Origin of the sequence: Aliikangiella sp. G2MR2-5 (genome assembly GCF_015687155.1) — a bacterium.
GTDB lineage: Bacteria > Pseudomonadota > Gammaproteobacteria > Enterobacterales > Kangiellaceae > Aliikangiella.
The window spans coordinates 1361777-1376234 of sequence record NZ_JADPQF010000001.1; the positions used below are offsets into that span (position 1 = coordinate 1361777).

Genomic DNA, 14458 nt, shown 5'->3' on the forward strand with positions numbered 1-14458 from the left:
AATTTTAACCTTGATATTAGCAAATTGATTTATTTTTGCTAGACCACCGGGTTCTATCGGTGAACCTGCCCTCCACCAGTAAATGATGAATTATACAGGTTTTGAAATACACTCTTGGACTAGACACGCCGTCTCTAATTTATTACATTAGAAATATCTTATATTAATTCTGATTATTTCTTTTATGAATGAAGTCCAAAGTTGTCGTCAAAAAAGCGCTGAAGACTTAAGAGAGCATGCAGACTCAGCAACAAAGCAACTAAAAGCACTGGCAAATGTTAATCGTTTGATGATTCTTTGCATTCTTTCAGAAGGAGAGTTATCAGTCAGTGAACTTAATGAAATGATCGATCTATCTCAATCCGCTCTTTCCCAACACCTTTCCAAACTAAGAGCCGATGATCTGGTCAATACACGCAGAGAGTCTCAAACAATTTATTACTCTCTAAAGGAAGGGGTAGCAAAGAATATTATTAATACCCTCCACGATTTTTATTGTGCCGGATAAAACAACATTTTAACCGGCTCCAATGATTAAAAACCGAGAGCTTGTTCTTTCTCACTCTTAAGTCCAAATACCTTTTTCATCACGATTGCTGCCGGACAAAAACCGGTAAAAGCACTTTGAAAGAGGTTTGCTCCGATAAAAGCCGTAAACCAGATAAACATTGAGTGAACAACTAAGGTCAACACAACTGACAGCAATACCATAAAACCAGCAAATGCTAGTACCGCTCTTTCTACCGACATAATCAATCTCCCCATCGTTTACAATCAGTCACTAAAAACTGTAATGGACTCTAAAAAACAAATTAGAATTATCCTTCATTTGGGCAAGGAAAGTTTCATCCCTTTTTCCTTTTAATAAATTGACTCCAAAAGCTGTGCGCCAACTATCACTAATCTTGTATGTTGAGCTATAACGTAAATAATGATCCTCATCACTAGGAGAATAAAAAAACATTAATGAATTCACCAGACGCTGTTGCAGAGCTAAATGAGTTAAACGCATTGTTACTACTGTACGGTTTTCTTCAGGTAAGACCTGGCTACTCGGCGCATTACTCAATAATGACTGGTAATCTCCGGTCTTCTCCAGATAGAATTGTGTCGCCAAAGAAATATCGTTTGCAATTTCAGTTTCGTAGCCAACTAAAAATCTAAGTTGATCATTTGGAATAAGTGCATTGGTCCCATCAGGATCTTCCTTGCTGTTATAGTAAGAAATCTCTGCGTTAAACAATCCACCAAATGCAGGCAATCTTAGACTTGCACCCAGAGAATCCATCTCGGCATAACCGAACCCTTTAACGGTATATTTTGTTGGTGATTTAAAGAATCCCTGATAATAGTAAAGGCTCCATTCGATTCCACCAGAAGTAGTAAAAACTCTCGCGGATAGCTCTGGCTCGTCGGGAACAAGACTTACAATCTCAGGCTGCGGCTGGATAATTCCTGAACCTGGTATATAAAATGAATACCTCTCACCGTTGGGCGTAATATCGGGAGCAAACTCCGGCAAATATGCAATTTCAAAATTAACAAGTCCATAATAGCTAAGCCGAATAGCATCCACCTCTGGTTTTAACTGATAGTCTTCTCGACCATTGAAAAACGAACGCCAATCCTTGGCCATCAGGTCGTTTAAAAAAAGTAAGTCCGCAGTTCCCCAGGTTATTACCTGTCTTCCAACTTTAGCTTCCCAGTTTTTTCCGAGTCTTTTGTACAAAGAAAAACGAGTTATTTTTAGCTCTTCTTTATTGAATTTATCTGACAAACCTTCAATTTCTGTCTCTAATTTGAAACTACTACCAGCATAGTCAAGTTTTGAACGCCACCTGAATTCATCTAAAGTTGAGTCATTAATATTAGCTGCAGAAGATTTCAATAGCCCTCCATAGCTATAATCAACTTTGTTCGACCAAAACCAGGGAGAGGTTTCTCCCCACTCTTCTTCGCTCCAGCTATCGCTCCATTCATCTTCTTCCGCAGAATGAACATTCATCGATACAATGATACTGAAAATAAGCAACAAGGTTTTCAACAGTTAGCGCCTCCAGCCCGACACATAAATCTTAATTAAAATCTAGCCATTTTTTTGGAGGGTTTCTTAAAGCACTTTCCGTGAATACGTCCTCATCAATGCCAAGATCATAAGTCATTTTCTTAAACTCCATCAGCGTATAGGAACCGTCAGTCAAGTTACTTACTTTCGCTCGCACAACGGTTGGAATTCCCTGGACATTTATTGTTTCAACGGCTTCAATTAAGCGAGTTGCTTTGTTGCTAGCATCAAAGTATTGGATCTTGACCGGTAAAAAAGTTTTTTTATCTATCCAGGTCAAATAATACGAAAACTCAACAGATGTGGGTTCCTTTGGCGTATGACGCATCTGATAAAATGCTTCACTTTCCATTACAAGTTCATGTTTATCCTCATCAGGAGAACGCCCTGAAACATCTTCGTAAAAGTAGTGTGCACCAACAAAACTTGTTCTCTTATCTCCCGCAGAAATGCGTTTAACCAGGTCCAGAGCAGGTAAATAAAGCCAACGGTCATCCTGCGAACCTGGTTTTTTATGCACCATAAAAACGGTACCGGCCACATCTGTGGGACGAGAAAACACAACTAGAAATTTTTGCTTTCCTCCCTCTTCGACATCTTTTCTTAATATAGTGAACTGTCGAAGTTGAGTTCTTCCGTTCGCGTCGACAATTTTCATTCGAGCCATCGTCCTACCGTCATTACCACCGTAATAAGAAGCAAGCGAAGCTTTGACAACAATTTCATCCGCAGTAAGTTCGTCATCATTGATGTTTTTCGCAAACAATATGGGACTGCTAATACAGCCAACTAACACCAGTAAAAACTTAAGGCTAGATAGGTATTTTAGAGTAGAAATTTTCTGACTAGTCATTTTCGTCTCCTTAGACAAATCAAGAAGCTTTTGTTTTAAACAAAAAAACTTTCAGCAAGTTAAAACTCGCAGGAAGAACGATAATAGTAACCATCGCAGAAACAGCCATTATGGTAGCTAAAAATGCTCCGACCGTAATATAGGGAACTAAAGGCGCTAAAAGAAGAGGAGTGAATCCCAAAGCAATAACTAGTGCATTACGACTTATTGCGGTTGCTGGTTCCTTAAACATTAGACTTAGAGTTTCATTCCAGCTACCCGTCTGCTGATAATAGGTACGGGTTCTTTCGATAAAATGAATTGCAAAGTCGACTGATAACCCGAGAGTCAAAGCAGATAGAACAGCAATCGGCATATCATAATACTTTCCTGTCCAACCAATCATTCCGTACATAAAGACGATGGTGATCGATAAAGGAAGCATAGCGAGAAGACCATATATCACAGATCGAAATAGGAATATCATCATTACCAATACAATAACAAACGCACTCATTAAGCTGTCTGCCATGCCGCTTACCATTTTATCTTGCCATATCAAATTCAAGTAAGCTTTCCCCGCCCAGTTTACTGAAACTCCGGATGGTAAGGGGTGGTCAACAATATATTGGTTTACCGTTTCAACAACTTGCGCCATGTGCTGATTATCGCCACTGGTAAGCTGCAGCCAGACTAACGAGCTTGTGTAATCAGGTGTCACAAAATGCCATAAATCTTGTGGTCGATGTGAGGACTGAAATTGCAACAAAGTTTGAGCTACTGCAGCCTGGCTATCAGGAATAATAAAATCTCTATCATCACCACTTCTTAATTCACGATTTACAGTCTTTATCAAATCAACTACAGAGTTAGATTTACCAACATACCCGGATGTCAAAAGATAAGCTTGTAGTTTTTCAATATAGGCCAACATTTCGGGTTCAGTAAACTTTTTTAGGCCAACTATAGCTTTCTCCGACTCCAGAATAATTTTTTCCAAAATATGCATTTCTTTTTCAGTTGCTTCAAATGCAAGGTCATCTGCAACAGCTAATACTTGATGAGGCGAAACTAAAATATTTTTAAGAACTTCATTCAACCTTTTCACAGTTTCTGTATCCAACGAAGTCGAATTAGCCAGCTGTTTAATTGATTCCGACCAACTTTCCTGTAACCGTTTTTTCTCCTCGAAATCAAAAACCAGATGAGCATCATAGGTTCCGGCAAAATGCTGATTCAATATTCGATCCGCTATTCGTATTTCATGATTTTGTTTGAACCAGCGTACCGGGTTGTCATTTATCTGTATCTTAAAAATCCCATAAACAGAAACGATTACCGTCACTGAGCAGAACAATACAATCAGCTTACTATTCTTAACACTAAATCGTCCCCATGACGGAAGGGTTTTAGCAATTAAGCTTTTTGACTCATTGCCACTGTGCAGCTTGCTCTGCATATTGACTAACGCCGATTCGCTCATACGAGAAACATACGCAGGTACAAAGAAAATGGTAACTAAAAAAGCCAACAATATTCCACATCCAACAAATACTCCGAAGATTTGTACAGGAGGAATAGGCGTTATTGCCAACGAGAAGAAGCCAGCAGCTGAAGTTACCGATGTAAAGAGCATTGGTTGGAAAAGGTGTCCGGTCACTTCTCGAATAACCTTTTCTGCTCTCTCGCCAGGCTTGTACCGGTCCGCAAATTCAGACATAACATGAACCGAGTCTACTACTGCAATAGGCATAAGGAATATAGGAATCATTGAGCTCATTATATGGACTGTATAACCCAATCCAATCATCGCGCCCATAATGATAATTACACAAGACATTGCGACAACCATCGGCGCTGCGACTAAAGATGCACTTCTAAAGAAATAAAGCATTAATAGATAGATAACTGCAGCGGCTAGAGGTGCTGAAATCCCCATTTGAACAAACATTTCAAAACCGAAGGTGTCCTCAGCGACTGGTAAACCGGTTATGTAATAGTCATTTGAATTAGAGAGCTTTGCTACCTCTCCTCGTATGTCCTGAGCAATACGGTAACTTTCGTTTTTATCCAATATTGGTACATAAATAGTTGCCGCTTTCTGATCTCCGGAGACCAGACTGTTGACGACAAAAGGTAGTCGTAATGACTTATTACCGATGCTTTGTGCTTGCGATTCAGACACAGGCTCTTCTGGCATCATCCACTCAAAGCGAATAGTCCCTTGATCAGCTTGCTCTATATTATCAATCGTAGAAAGGCTATTAACATCTTCAGTTTTTACCCCTTCTAACTTCAATATTGAGTCGCTTAATCGCTTTAGGTCCGCTAGCGATTTCTGGTTGAAGATACTTTTTTGCTCCCTGGCAACTGCCCCGACAACAATGATATCGCTTAGCATAAAGTCACTTTTAACCTGGTTATGAAAAACTCTTGCAGGCTCATCTGGTGACAACATATTTTCAGGATCAGTATCGACTTCAATATTTACGATAAGTGCGCCCGCGGCTATAGTGAGCACAAGGAGTAGCCAATATACCAATACCGGTCTGGATAGGGAGAAATTAATCAGTCTTTCTGACATTCGAGAAATAGTTCCAGTCACTTTTAATTGTTTAATATAATATTCAATCGACATTATATTAGCAATAGCTAATTTAAAAAATCCTAATAGAATATTAATATAAACTCTGGTAAATATATTGAAGAAACTTAATTACAACAGGTAGTCCGGTCATATGAAAACACCAATAGATCTGGTTAAAACGGCAAGAAGTGAAATAAAAGAGATAGAAAACAAAGACCTGTGCAGCGCAATCGATAACAAAGCATTGTTAATTGATGTTCGCGAAGGCGAGGAATACAGCCAGGGTTTTATTTCGCATGCTATCAATATTCCGCGTGGATTGATCGAGTTCGCAATTTTCGAACACCCAAAGGTTAAACCTCTCCTATGTGACAATATATCCGAAACCCCCATTTACCTCTATTGCAAAAGCGGTGGACGTTCTGCTTTAGCGGCTCAATCCCTGAACAAACTCGGATTTAACAAGGTTTTCTCCCTAAAAGGAGGCATCATGGGTTGGGAAGCGGAAGGATATCAGATTTCGAAAGAAGAAAATTATCACTACTAAGTTTGCGCGAAGTCGACAAGAAGTTGATTTTTTTACTGTTTTTGTCGACATAAAGGAAATATTACATATTTTATCTAGTTTCTTTTTAGTTCGCTGTGTATGGTAGAAACGCTTTATATAAATAGAATTAGATAATTTAACTTAAGGGGAATAACTTCATGAAGTTTGAAAAGCTTTTAATTGCTTCGGTTGTCTCTACCCTCCTTTTAGGATGTGGTAGCAATGATGACAAAGCAGCTAGCACTGCCAGCAAAAAAGATGAACAAAATGTGTCAGTTACTAGTGATACTAGCGACAAAAATAGTAATGCAGATTTGATATCTAACACAAATACCCTGCTAGCGGAATGGACAGGTCCTTTTCAAGGTGTCCCAGCATTTGACAAAGTAAAGCTGGAGGATTTAAAACCGGCACTGGAAATCGCCATGAAGGAAAACCTGGCGCAAATTGAAACAGTCGCCAACAACCCTGAATCACCAACTTTTGAAAACACAATTGTTGAAATGGAAAAAGCTGGTGAGTCATTAAACCGTATCTTTACTTTCTGGGGTATATGGAGCAATAACCGTTCCTCACCAGAATTTAGAGCGATTCAAGCAGAGATGGCGCCCAAATTATCAGCCTTTGTTTCACAAATTAATCAAAATGAAAAACTCTTTAAACGAGTTCAAGCTGTTTATCAGAGTGATGAAGTCAAGTCCTTGAGACCAGATCAGCAGCGACTGGTTCTATTGACCTATAATGGATTTGCCCGAAACGGCGCAACCCTCGATGGAGAAGCAAAACAGCGCTACGCCGATATCAACCAGCGATTGGCCGAACTTCATACCAAATTTGCTAATAACGTGTTAGCTGATGAAGAAAATTATGTTCTTTATCTAAACCAGGAGCAAATAGGAGGGTTACCAGACTCTATAGTGAAGGCGGCAGCAGCAGCGGCCAAAGAACGAGGCAAGGAAGGTCAATTTGCAATAACAAATACCCGCTCTTCAATGGATCCATTCCTTACCTACTCTACCGAAAGAGAACTTCGCAAGAAAGTGTGGGAAACATATTATAACCGCGGTGACAACGGTGATGAATATGATAATAATGCGCTAATAGCAGAGATTCTTAAGCTCAGACATGAACGAGTCAACCTGCTCGGCTACAAAAATTATGCTTCCTGGCGCCTCGAAGATCGCATGGCCAAAAAGCCTGAAAATGCGATCAAACTAATGGAACAAGTTTGGCCTGCAGCAATTGCGAGAGTTAAGCAGGAAGTTTCAGATATGCAGGCAATCGCTACTCAGGAAGGTATGGAAGACAATATTAAGCCTTGGGACTACCGCTTCTATGCGGAAAAAGTTCGTAAAGCAAAATATTCACTTGATTCTGACGAAGTCAAACAATATTTGCAGCTGGATAAGCTTCGAGAAGCTATGTTCTATGTGGCCGGTCGTTTATTCAACTTCAAATTCACCCCTGTAAAAGAAGGCAGTGTTCCTGTATTTCACGAAGATGTGAAAGTTTGGGAGGTAACCGACTTAACTTCAGGAGAGCATGTTGGCTTATGGTATCTTGATCCTTTTGCACGCCAGGGAAAACGTTCTGGCGCATGGGCAACCAGTTATCGTAGCCATACTACTTTTCAGGGTAAGAAGAACGTCCTGGCATCAAACAACTCAAACTTTATTAAAGGTGAGCCTGGTGAGCCCGTGCTCATTTCCTGGGATGATGCAGAAACATTCTTCCATGAGTTCGGACATGCCCTGCACGCACTTTCGTCAAGAGTCGCCTATCCAACCCTAAATGACGGGGTAAGGGACTATACCGAGTTTCAATCCCAGCTTTTAGAGAGATGGTTATCCACTGATGAGGTCATTAATCAGTACCTTACTCATTATCAAACAGGTAAGCCTATGCCTGCAGAACTGGTAGCCAAAATAAAGAATGCATCAACTTTCAATGAAGGCTTTAAGACAACAGAGTATTTAGCTTCTGCATTAATCGATATGAAGCTTCATACTATGGACCCTGAAGGTATAGACCCAGACAAATTCGAGCGAGACACTCTTACCGCGATGAACATGCCATCAGAGATAGTGATGCGCCATAGAACACCACATTTTAGTCATATTTTCTCGGGCGAAGGCTACTCTGCAGGCTATTATGGATACATGTGGGCTGAAGTCCTGACCTCTGATGCTGCTGAAGCTTTCTCTGAAGCCCCTGGCGGTTTCTACGATAAAGACGTCGCAGCAAAACTTGTCGAGCACTTATTTAGTGTACGTAACGCAGTCGATCCTGCAGAAGCCTATCGAGCTTTCAGAGGAAGAGATGCAAAAGTTGAGGCACTAATGAGAGATCGAGGTTTTCCAGTTACAAAATAAAAGCTAGAGCCTTGTCACTAATAGAGGTAGCTCTTTTTATGAGCTACCTTTTTTATAGCGCCCGAATTAGTACACTCGACCGTCAGTCATCTCGGGTCTGTAAACCTCTAATCCAGGCTTTTTCATATTCATCGGTCTTCTTTACCTTTTCCATCGCCTCATTGAATCTTTTAACGTACTCGAGTGAAACATTTTTTTTACTAAACAGGAATGAAATCTCTCCCGTATAAAACTCGAAAGGCATCCCTTTAACCAATTCCTGTACTTTCCTATCTCTTAAAGTAAAACCGGCTACCATTGAGTCTTCAAGAAAACCATCAACTTTATCATTAAGTAATTTTTCGTAATTTTTAAAATTACTATCTACATAGCTAAATTGAGACTTGAATCTCGGCTGTATTTTAAGCTCTTCAATTTTGTTGTTATACAAATATCCTCGCGTTAACCCTATTCTGAAACCACCTTCCAGCATTGTTTCAAGATCCATCTCTATGTATTTGAGGTAATCTGATTTCCTGACATAAAGGGTATAAGACTCCCTGCGATAGGCATCAGAAAAAATGCCATATTCTTTTCTTTCATCACTGACAGTCATGTCAGCCATAAAATCAATGTTTCCTTGCTTCAAATCCCCAAGAAGTGTATGCCAGGTACCATTCCTGAATTTAATCCTACAGCCACTCTTACTGACAATCGCTTTGACTAAATCAATTTGAAGGCCTGTGACCTTGCCATCTTCTCCCCAATATTGGTATGGCTTTACCACATCCCACCCAAAAACTAATTCACATTGTCCATCTGCCACCATCTCGCTAGCTGTAACCACAGCCGATTGCATAGACATCAATGGTAACCAGACCACTACCAATAGTGTACGTACAACACTAGACAATCTTGTCATTAAAGCCTCAATAGCTGCAGTCATCCCTTCTATGCCTTGGTAAATATCTCTCTAAATAATATTAGCCAAGTATTTGATAATTGCAGCCGTGTTAATAAATATCCACAAAAAAACAACTTCGCCGACCTCTTCAAATCCCCTTTCAATCCACGACAATGCGAGGTAACATGCCGCATGCTTTGTAATAGCGGATTAAAATTATAAATTAAACCGCTAAATTGATTAATAACACAAGGAAAAACTCCTATGGTAATTAAGCCAAAAGTCAGAGGTTTTATCTGTACAAATGCTCACCCTTCAGGGTGCGCTGCTAGCGTAGAAGAGCAAATAAAATACGTTAAAAATCAAGGACCTATTGAAAACGGGCCTAAAAACGTTCTGGTTATTGGATGTTCCACTGGTTATGGACTTGCGTCTCGAATTGTATCGGCTTTTGGTGCTGGCTCGAAAACTCTGGGCGTTTGTTTCGAAAAGGAACCAAGTGAGCGTAAAACAGGAACTGCAGGATGGTACAATACCGCAGCTTTTCATAAAGAAGCTGAAAAGGCAGGTCTTTATTACAACACAATAAACGGAGACGCTTTTTCTCACCAGATTAAAGCCGATGTAATCGACCTTATTAAGAAAGATTTAGGTCAGGTAGACCTGGTAATATATAGCCTTGCCTCTCCCAGACGAACCGACCCGGATACAGGAGAAACTTACATTTCAAGCTTGAAGCCCGTTGGTGATACCTATACAACTAAAACCTTCGATACCAGTAAACAGATTGTTCACGAAATAACACTTGAACCTGCAACAGAAGACGAAATTAACAATACAGTCAAGGTAATGGGTGGAGAAGACTGGGAGCTATGGATGAAGGCTCTAAACGAAGCTGGAGTTTTAGCAGAAAATGCAAAAACTACTGCTTACACCTATATAGGTAAAGAATTAACATGGCCAATTTATGGGCACGCAACTATCGGCAAAGCCAAAGAAGACCTTGACAGAGCTTCTGCCGCGATTAATGAAAATTACAAGAACATTAACCTCAAAGCATACGTGACTTCATTAAAAGCAGTAGTCACTCAGGCTAGTTCAGCGATTCCAGTGATGCCTCTATACATTTCCCTTATGTATCAGGTTATGAAAGATGAAGGCTGTCATGAAGGAGTCATTGAACAGATAGATGGTCTTTTCCGCAAGCTGTTACTTACTGAGAACCCTGTGACAGATGAAGTTAACCGTTTGCGAATGGACACTGTAGAAACTCGCGATGAAATCCAGGATAAGATCAAGGCTATCTGGCCTAAAGTTACTACCGAAAACTTCCCTGAATTAGGTGACTATGCAGGTTATCACGAGGATTTTCTAAAACTCTTTGGCTTCGCCTTTGACTCTGTTGATTATGACCAGGACGTAAGCCCATTAGCAGACTGGTAGATTTAACTACCTTGTCATCTCCAAAGGCGACCATACTGGTCGCCTTTTTTATTCCTCGGGAATTTCCAACATATAACCCAGAGTTACAATAATCATATTTTAAGTAATAATAAAATCCTAAAGCCACAAATGTTTAATAAGTAGTTGAAAACACTGATAGTATTTAACTAATAACTATACAGGTGTTGTCGTGGCAATTTCGGTCGGTTTCGAAAATACAAGTTTGACTGGCTCAGTCGGAGGTTTGCAACCGAGAATATCCGGCGCTTTAACAACTGAGCCAGAAACAGGCAGTTCGACTCAAAACATACAGATTAATACCACTGGCCCAGTGAATCTATTGAAGCCTGAGCCGCTGGTATCAGTCAACCAGGACGACTTTATACAGGCACCCTTTGTTGATATTACACAAGAGGTGAATGATTTACGACAACCGGATATAACTGAAGCGAATTTCTCCCAGAAAAGGAATGAAACAAGCAGTTTAATTGCGAATGTTGATCAACAGCAACGTAGCGTTCGACAACAAAAGAAACAGTTAACTGAAGAGCAGCAAAGTATAGAAAAGGAAATTCTACAACTGGAAAAACGCGAGTCAGAATTAGCTTTAAAAAAATTGAAATTAAGGCAACAGGCAAGTGTTGGTAGCTTAATTAACACTAGCGCTTAAGATTAATATTGTTAAATAGTTTAACCGAAACAACATTCATTATAGGAGGCAATAATGGCGATTAATATATCACCAACCAGTCAAAACCTTAACGCCCCGAGGCCAACCAATAATGATCAACAACAAGTTGAACAAAACTTACAGCAGAGTCAAGTTAACGAGAGTCAGACGACCAACGAAACACTCAACAACTCAACAGAAACCGTTGCAGCAAACTCTGAATCAAGTGAAACTAACAATCAGGTAAGAAATGAGTCAAGAGAGCAGCAGACCCAACAACCTCAAAATGCAAACGCTGACGATACTCTGGGAAGCCAACTGGATATTAATGTTTAGTTAGATGACAAACTATGTAACGCTAGCCGTATATAATTGCGGTTAGCAACTTTTCCTCAACTGGCTCTATTAAGCCTGTTATTGTTTATGATATTCATCGATGCTTACTATCTGAGCGACTTCAAATTAAAACTCACTTGTTCGACAAGTAAATTAATAGACTTGGTGACTTTTTTATTTGCTTCTTCGCTTTGATAAAGCTGACTCCAGTTTTCCTCCCATACTTTTTTCAGAGCCAACGCTTTCTCCTTTATCTCTTTTGTAGTCGTTTTGGAAAGCGAAACTATCAAATTCACTCTCACCCAACCTTGAATAGCGTCATCATCTTTAAAGTTTGATGCATAGGTCGCTCGATCGACAGTCAATTGCAAATGTGCAGCTTCTCGCATGATTTCGAAACCTGCCGCTCTATGATTCCTATTGTCTTCACTATGTTCATTTCTCCATGAGTTATAGCTCAAAGCTGCAATAGCTACAGCTAGACTGATAACAGCCAAAAGATTTCGATCCACTAATTGAAGTAATCTATTTTTGGGGCTCATGAATTCGCTTAGTTGACTCAGGCATAACCAAAGATTAGCATTTTTTCTGACATTAATAAAAAAGGGAGCTACGCTCCCTTTTTATGGCTTCAAATTTATTTATTTAGAAGTAGACGGTTTAGTCTTTGCGTAAAAGAAGCAGGATCATCTAAATGACCACTATCTGCAAGAACAGCCTGGTCAAATAACAATGCAACCCAGTCCTCAAATTCTGATTGCTCCATTTCCTGGGCCAACTGCTTTACCAATTTATGCTCGATGTTGATTTCAAACACAGGCTTCGAATCGGGCGCTGGTTGTCCTGCAGCTTTAAGCATCCTGGCCATTTGCAAACTCATTCCATCTTTACCTGCGACCACACAAGCAGGAGACTCATGTAGTCTGGAAGAAACTTTAACATCTTCCACCTTGTCTCCAAGGTATTCTTTCATTTTGTCTATCAAATCTGAATTGTCTTTGTTCGCTTGTTCTGCAGCTTTTTTATCTTCTTCCGTTTCAAGGCCACCAAGATCAAGCTCACCATGGGTTACTGCTTGTAGTTTCTTATCCTTAAACTCCGTTAAATGACCCATAGCCCACTCGTCAATTCTGTCTGAAAGAAGTAAGACTTCAATTCCTTTCTTACGGTAAATTTCCAGATGAGGACTATTCTTGGCTGTTGCAAAGTTATCAGCTACCAGATAGTAAATTTTATCCTGTTCAGGCTTCATACGCTCGATATAATCATCCAAGGATACAGTTTGAGAATCGTTATTATCGTTGGTTGAAGCAAAGCGCATCAAACCTGCAATCTTTTCCCTGTTCGCAAAATCTTCTGCCAGACCTTCCTTTAAAACACTTCCAAACTCATTCCAAAAACCTTGGTAATCTTCCTTCTGGCTTCTAGCCATTTTCTCCAACATGCTAAGCACTCGTTTAACACATGCATTTTTTAAAGATTGAGTAACACCACTGTCTTGCAAAATCTCTCGAGAAACATTTAGTGGCAGATCATTGCTATCTAGTACACCTCTTACCATTCGAAGATAAACCGGCAAGAACTGTTCAGCATCATCCATAATAAACACACGTTGTACATAGAGCTTGACACCTCGAGGCTTTTCTCGATTCCAAAGGTCGAAAGGCGCCTTTTTCGGCAAGTAAAGTAAGCTAGTGTACTCTTGTTTACCTTCTACCTTATTGTGTGCCCAGGTCAATGGTTCGCTGAAGTCATGAGAAATATGCTTGTAAAACTCCTTGTATTCCTCATCTTTAATATCAGACTTTGGACGAGTCCATAAAGCGGTCGCTTTATTGACTACTTCAAATTCTGGAACGACAATTTCATCCTCTTCTTTCTTTTCTTCTTCCGGCATTCCCATATTCACTTTTTCCATTTCTACCGGAAGCGAAATGTGATCGGAGTACTTGGAAATAACAGAGCGTAAGCGCCATGGTTCTAGAAACTCTTTCTCGTCATCCTTCAAATGAAGAATGATTTCAGTCCCACGCTCGGGCTTTTCGATACCTTCAACAGTAAACTCTCCTTCTCCTTTTGAGCGCCAGCTAACGCCATCATCAGCTTTTAAGCCGGCACGACGAGTTCTAACTTCGACTTCATCGGCTACGATAAAAGCAGAATAAAATCCTACACCAAACTGTCCGATTAGATTGCTATCCGACTGTTGTTCTTTACTTAGGCTTTTTAAAAACTCAGCAGTGCCCGAGCGAGCAATGGTACCCAGATTTGACATGACTTCATCATGACTCATTCCAATACCATTGTCAGAAATAGTAAGAGTACCGGCATCCTTATCTGAGGTAATGCGGATCTTCAATTCACTGTCATTTTCAAAATAATCATCATGAGACAAGGCTTCAAAGCGCAGCTTATCTGCAGCGTCAGCAGCATTTGAAACGAGCTCTCTTAAAAATATTTCCTTATTGCTATATAGAGAGTGGATCATCAAATGAAGTAGTTGCTTTACTTCAGTTTGAAAACTATGGGTTTCTTTTGTCACAGTTTCAGACATGGCTTCTTCCTATCAAATTTTGACCAATTAATAAATTTTCGTTAAAAACGACCGAATAATGCTCCTGTATAGTCGCCTCAGAAGCAAACTACAGGACAAAAATTACTTATTGACCTAACAATTGGGTTACATCTTGCCCTTTTCAAGGTTAAAATTTACTAAAAATTAT

Annotated in this window: 13 protein-coding genes; 6 read left to right on the forward strand and 7 right to left on the reverse strand. The window is 39.9% G+C overall.

Annotated features, from left to right (window positions below; genetic code table 11):
• Positions 1-184 precede the first annotated feature (184 nt).
• The gene (locus tag IYN84_RS05565) at positions 185-508 is read left to right on the forward strand and encodes a helix-turn-helix transcriptional regulator (RefSeq protein ID WP_196138163.1); all 324 of its coding nucleotides are present in this window, start codon (positions 185-187) and stop codon (positions 506-508) included.
• 26 nt (positions 509-534) lie between these two features.
• On the opposite strand, the gene IYN84_RS05570 is transcribed toward IYN84_RS05565, so the two are convergent.
• Genes IYN84_RS05570 through IYN84_RS05585 form a run of 4 tightly spaced genes read right to left on the reverse strand, consistent with a single transcriptional unit; the run spans position 535 to position 5481 of the window.
• Complete coding sequence (locus tag IYN84_RS05570) at positions 535-750, reverse strand: DUF2892 domain-containing protein (protein WP_196138164.1); 216 nt, start codon at positions 748-750, stop codon at positions 535-537.
• Between the two features lie 31 nt (positions 751-781).
• Complete coding sequence (locus IYN84_RS05575; protein ID WP_196138165.1) at positions 782-2044, reverse strand: hypothetical protein; 1263 nt, start codon at positions 2042-2044, stop codon at positions 782-784.
• A 31-nt stretch (positions 2045-2075) separates the two neighbouring features.
• Positions 2076-2918: an outer membrane lipoprotein-sorting protein gene (locus IYN84_RS05580; protein ID WP_196138166.1), complete on the reverse strand. Its 843-nt coding sequence runs from the start codon at positions 2916-2918 to the stop codon at positions 2076-2078.
• Between the two features lie 19 nt (positions 2919-2937).
• Complete coding sequence (locus tag IYN84_RS05585) at positions 2938-5481, reverse strand: RND family transporter (protein WP_196138167.1); 2544 nt, start codon at positions 5479-5481, stop codon at positions 2938-2940.
• A 154-nt stretch (positions 5482-5635) separates the two neighbouring features.
• Between IYN84_RS05585 and IYN84_RS05590 the strand changes: the two genes are divergently transcribed.
• Together IYN84_RS05590 and IYN84_RS05595 are read left to right on the forward strand one after the other, a co-directional pair.
• Positions 5636-6031, forward strand: a complete 396-nt coding sequence (locus IYN84_RS05590; protein WP_196138168.1) for a rhodanese-like domain-containing protein — start codon at positions 5636-5638, stop codon at positions 6029-6031.
• Positions 6032-6189: 158 nt separating this feature from the next.
• Positions 6190-8403 (forward strand): M3 family metallopeptidase, encoded by a 2214-nt coding sequence (locus IYN84_RS05595; RefSeq protein WP_196138169.1) that lies wholly within the window; start codon positions 6190-6192, stop codon positions 8401-8403.
• Between the two features lie 82 nt (positions 8404-8485).
• On the opposite strand, the gene IYN84_RS05600 is transcribed toward IYN84_RS05595, so the two are convergent.
• Positions 8486-9328, reverse strand: a complete 843-nt coding sequence (locus IYN84_RS05600; protein WP_196138170.1) for an ABC transporter substrate-binding protein — start codon at positions 9326-9328, stop codon at positions 8486-8488.
• Between the two features lie 222 nt (positions 9329-9550).
• Here IYN84_RS05600 and fabV point away from each other — a divergent pair, with 222 nt between their 5' ends.
• The 3 genes from fabV (at position 9551) to IYN84_RS05615 (ending at position 11735) form a co-directional block, all read left to right on the forward strand.
• A complete protein-coding gene (gene fabV, locus IYN84_RS05605; RefSeq protein ID WP_196138171.1) occupies positions 9551-10729 on the forward strand; it encodes an enoyl-ACP reductase FabV in 1179 nt (392 codons plus the stop codon).
• 190 nt (positions 10730-10919) lie between these two features.
• Positions 10920-11399, forward strand: a complete 480-nt coding sequence (locus IYN84_RS05610; protein WP_196138172.1) for a hypothetical protein — start codon at positions 10920-10922, stop codon at positions 11397-11399.
• A 54-nt stretch (positions 11400-11453) separates the two neighbouring features.
• Positions 11454-11735, forward strand: coding sequence for a hypothetical protein (locus IYN84_RS05615; protein ID WP_196138173.1), 282 nt, complete (start codon positions 11454-11456; stop codon positions 11733-11735).
• 107 nt (positions 11736-11842) lie between these two features.
• On the opposite strand, the gene IYN84_RS05620 is transcribed toward IYN84_RS05615, so the two are convergent.
• Together IYN84_RS05620 and htpG are read right to left on the reverse strand one after the other, a co-directional pair.
• Positions 11843-12277 (reverse strand): hypothetical protein, encoded by a 435-nt coding sequence (locus tag IYN84_RS05620; RefSeq protein WP_196138174.1) that lies wholly within the window; start codon positions 12275-12277, stop codon positions 11843-11845.
• A 95-nt stretch (positions 12278-12372) separates the two neighbouring features.
• Positions 12373-14289, reverse strand: a complete 1917-nt coding sequence (htpG, locus tag IYN84_RS05625; RefSeq protein ID WP_196138175.1) for a molecular chaperone HtpG — start codon at positions 14287-14289, stop codon at positions 12373-12375.
• Positions 14290-14458 lie beyond the last annotated feature (169 nt).

Coding starts and splice junctions, on each gene's coding strand:
- IYN84_RS05580 (WP_196138166.1), bottom strand. CDS start 2,918: ATGACTAGTCAGAAAATTTCTACTCTAAAATACCTATCTAGCCTTAAG.
- IYN84_RS05615 (WP_196138173.1), top strand. CDS start 11,454: ATGGCGATTAATATATCACCAACCAGTCAAAACCTTAACGCCCCGAGG.
- IYN84_RS05620 (WP_196138174.1), bottom strand. CDS start 12,277: ATGAGCCCCAAAAATAGATTACTTCAATTAGTGGATCGAAATCTTTTG.
- IYN84_RS05585 (WP_196138167.1), bottom strand. CDS start 5,481: ATGTCAGAAAGACTGATTAATTTCTCCCTATCCAGACCGGTATTGGTA.
- IYN84_RS05595 (WP_196138169.1), top strand. CDS start 6,190: ATGAAGTTTGAAAAGCTTTTAATTGCTTCGGTTGTCTCTACCCTCCTT.
- htpG (WP_196138175.1), bottom strand. CDS start 14,289: ATGTCTGAAACTGTGACAAAAGAAACCCATAGTTTTCAAACTGAAGTA.
- fabV (WP_196138171.1), top strand. CDS start 9,551: ATGGTAATTAAGCCAAAAGTCAGAGGTTTTATCTGTACAAATGCTCAC.
- IYN84_RS05590 (WP_196138168.1), top strand. CDS start 5,636: ATGAAAACACCAATAGATCTGGTTAAAACGGCAAGAAGTGAAATAAAA.
- IYN84_RS05600 (WP_196138170.1), bottom strand. CDS start 9,328: ATGACTGCAGCTATTGAGGCTTTAATGACAAGATTGTCTAGTGTTGTA.
- IYN84_RS05570 (WP_196138164.1), bottom strand. CDS start 750: ATGTCGGTAGAAAGAGCGGTACTAGCATTTGCTGGTTTTATGGTATTG.
- IYN84_RS05565 (WP_196138163.1), top strand. CDS start 185: ATGAATGAAGTCCAAAGTTGTCGTCAAAAAAGCGCTGAAGACTTAAGA.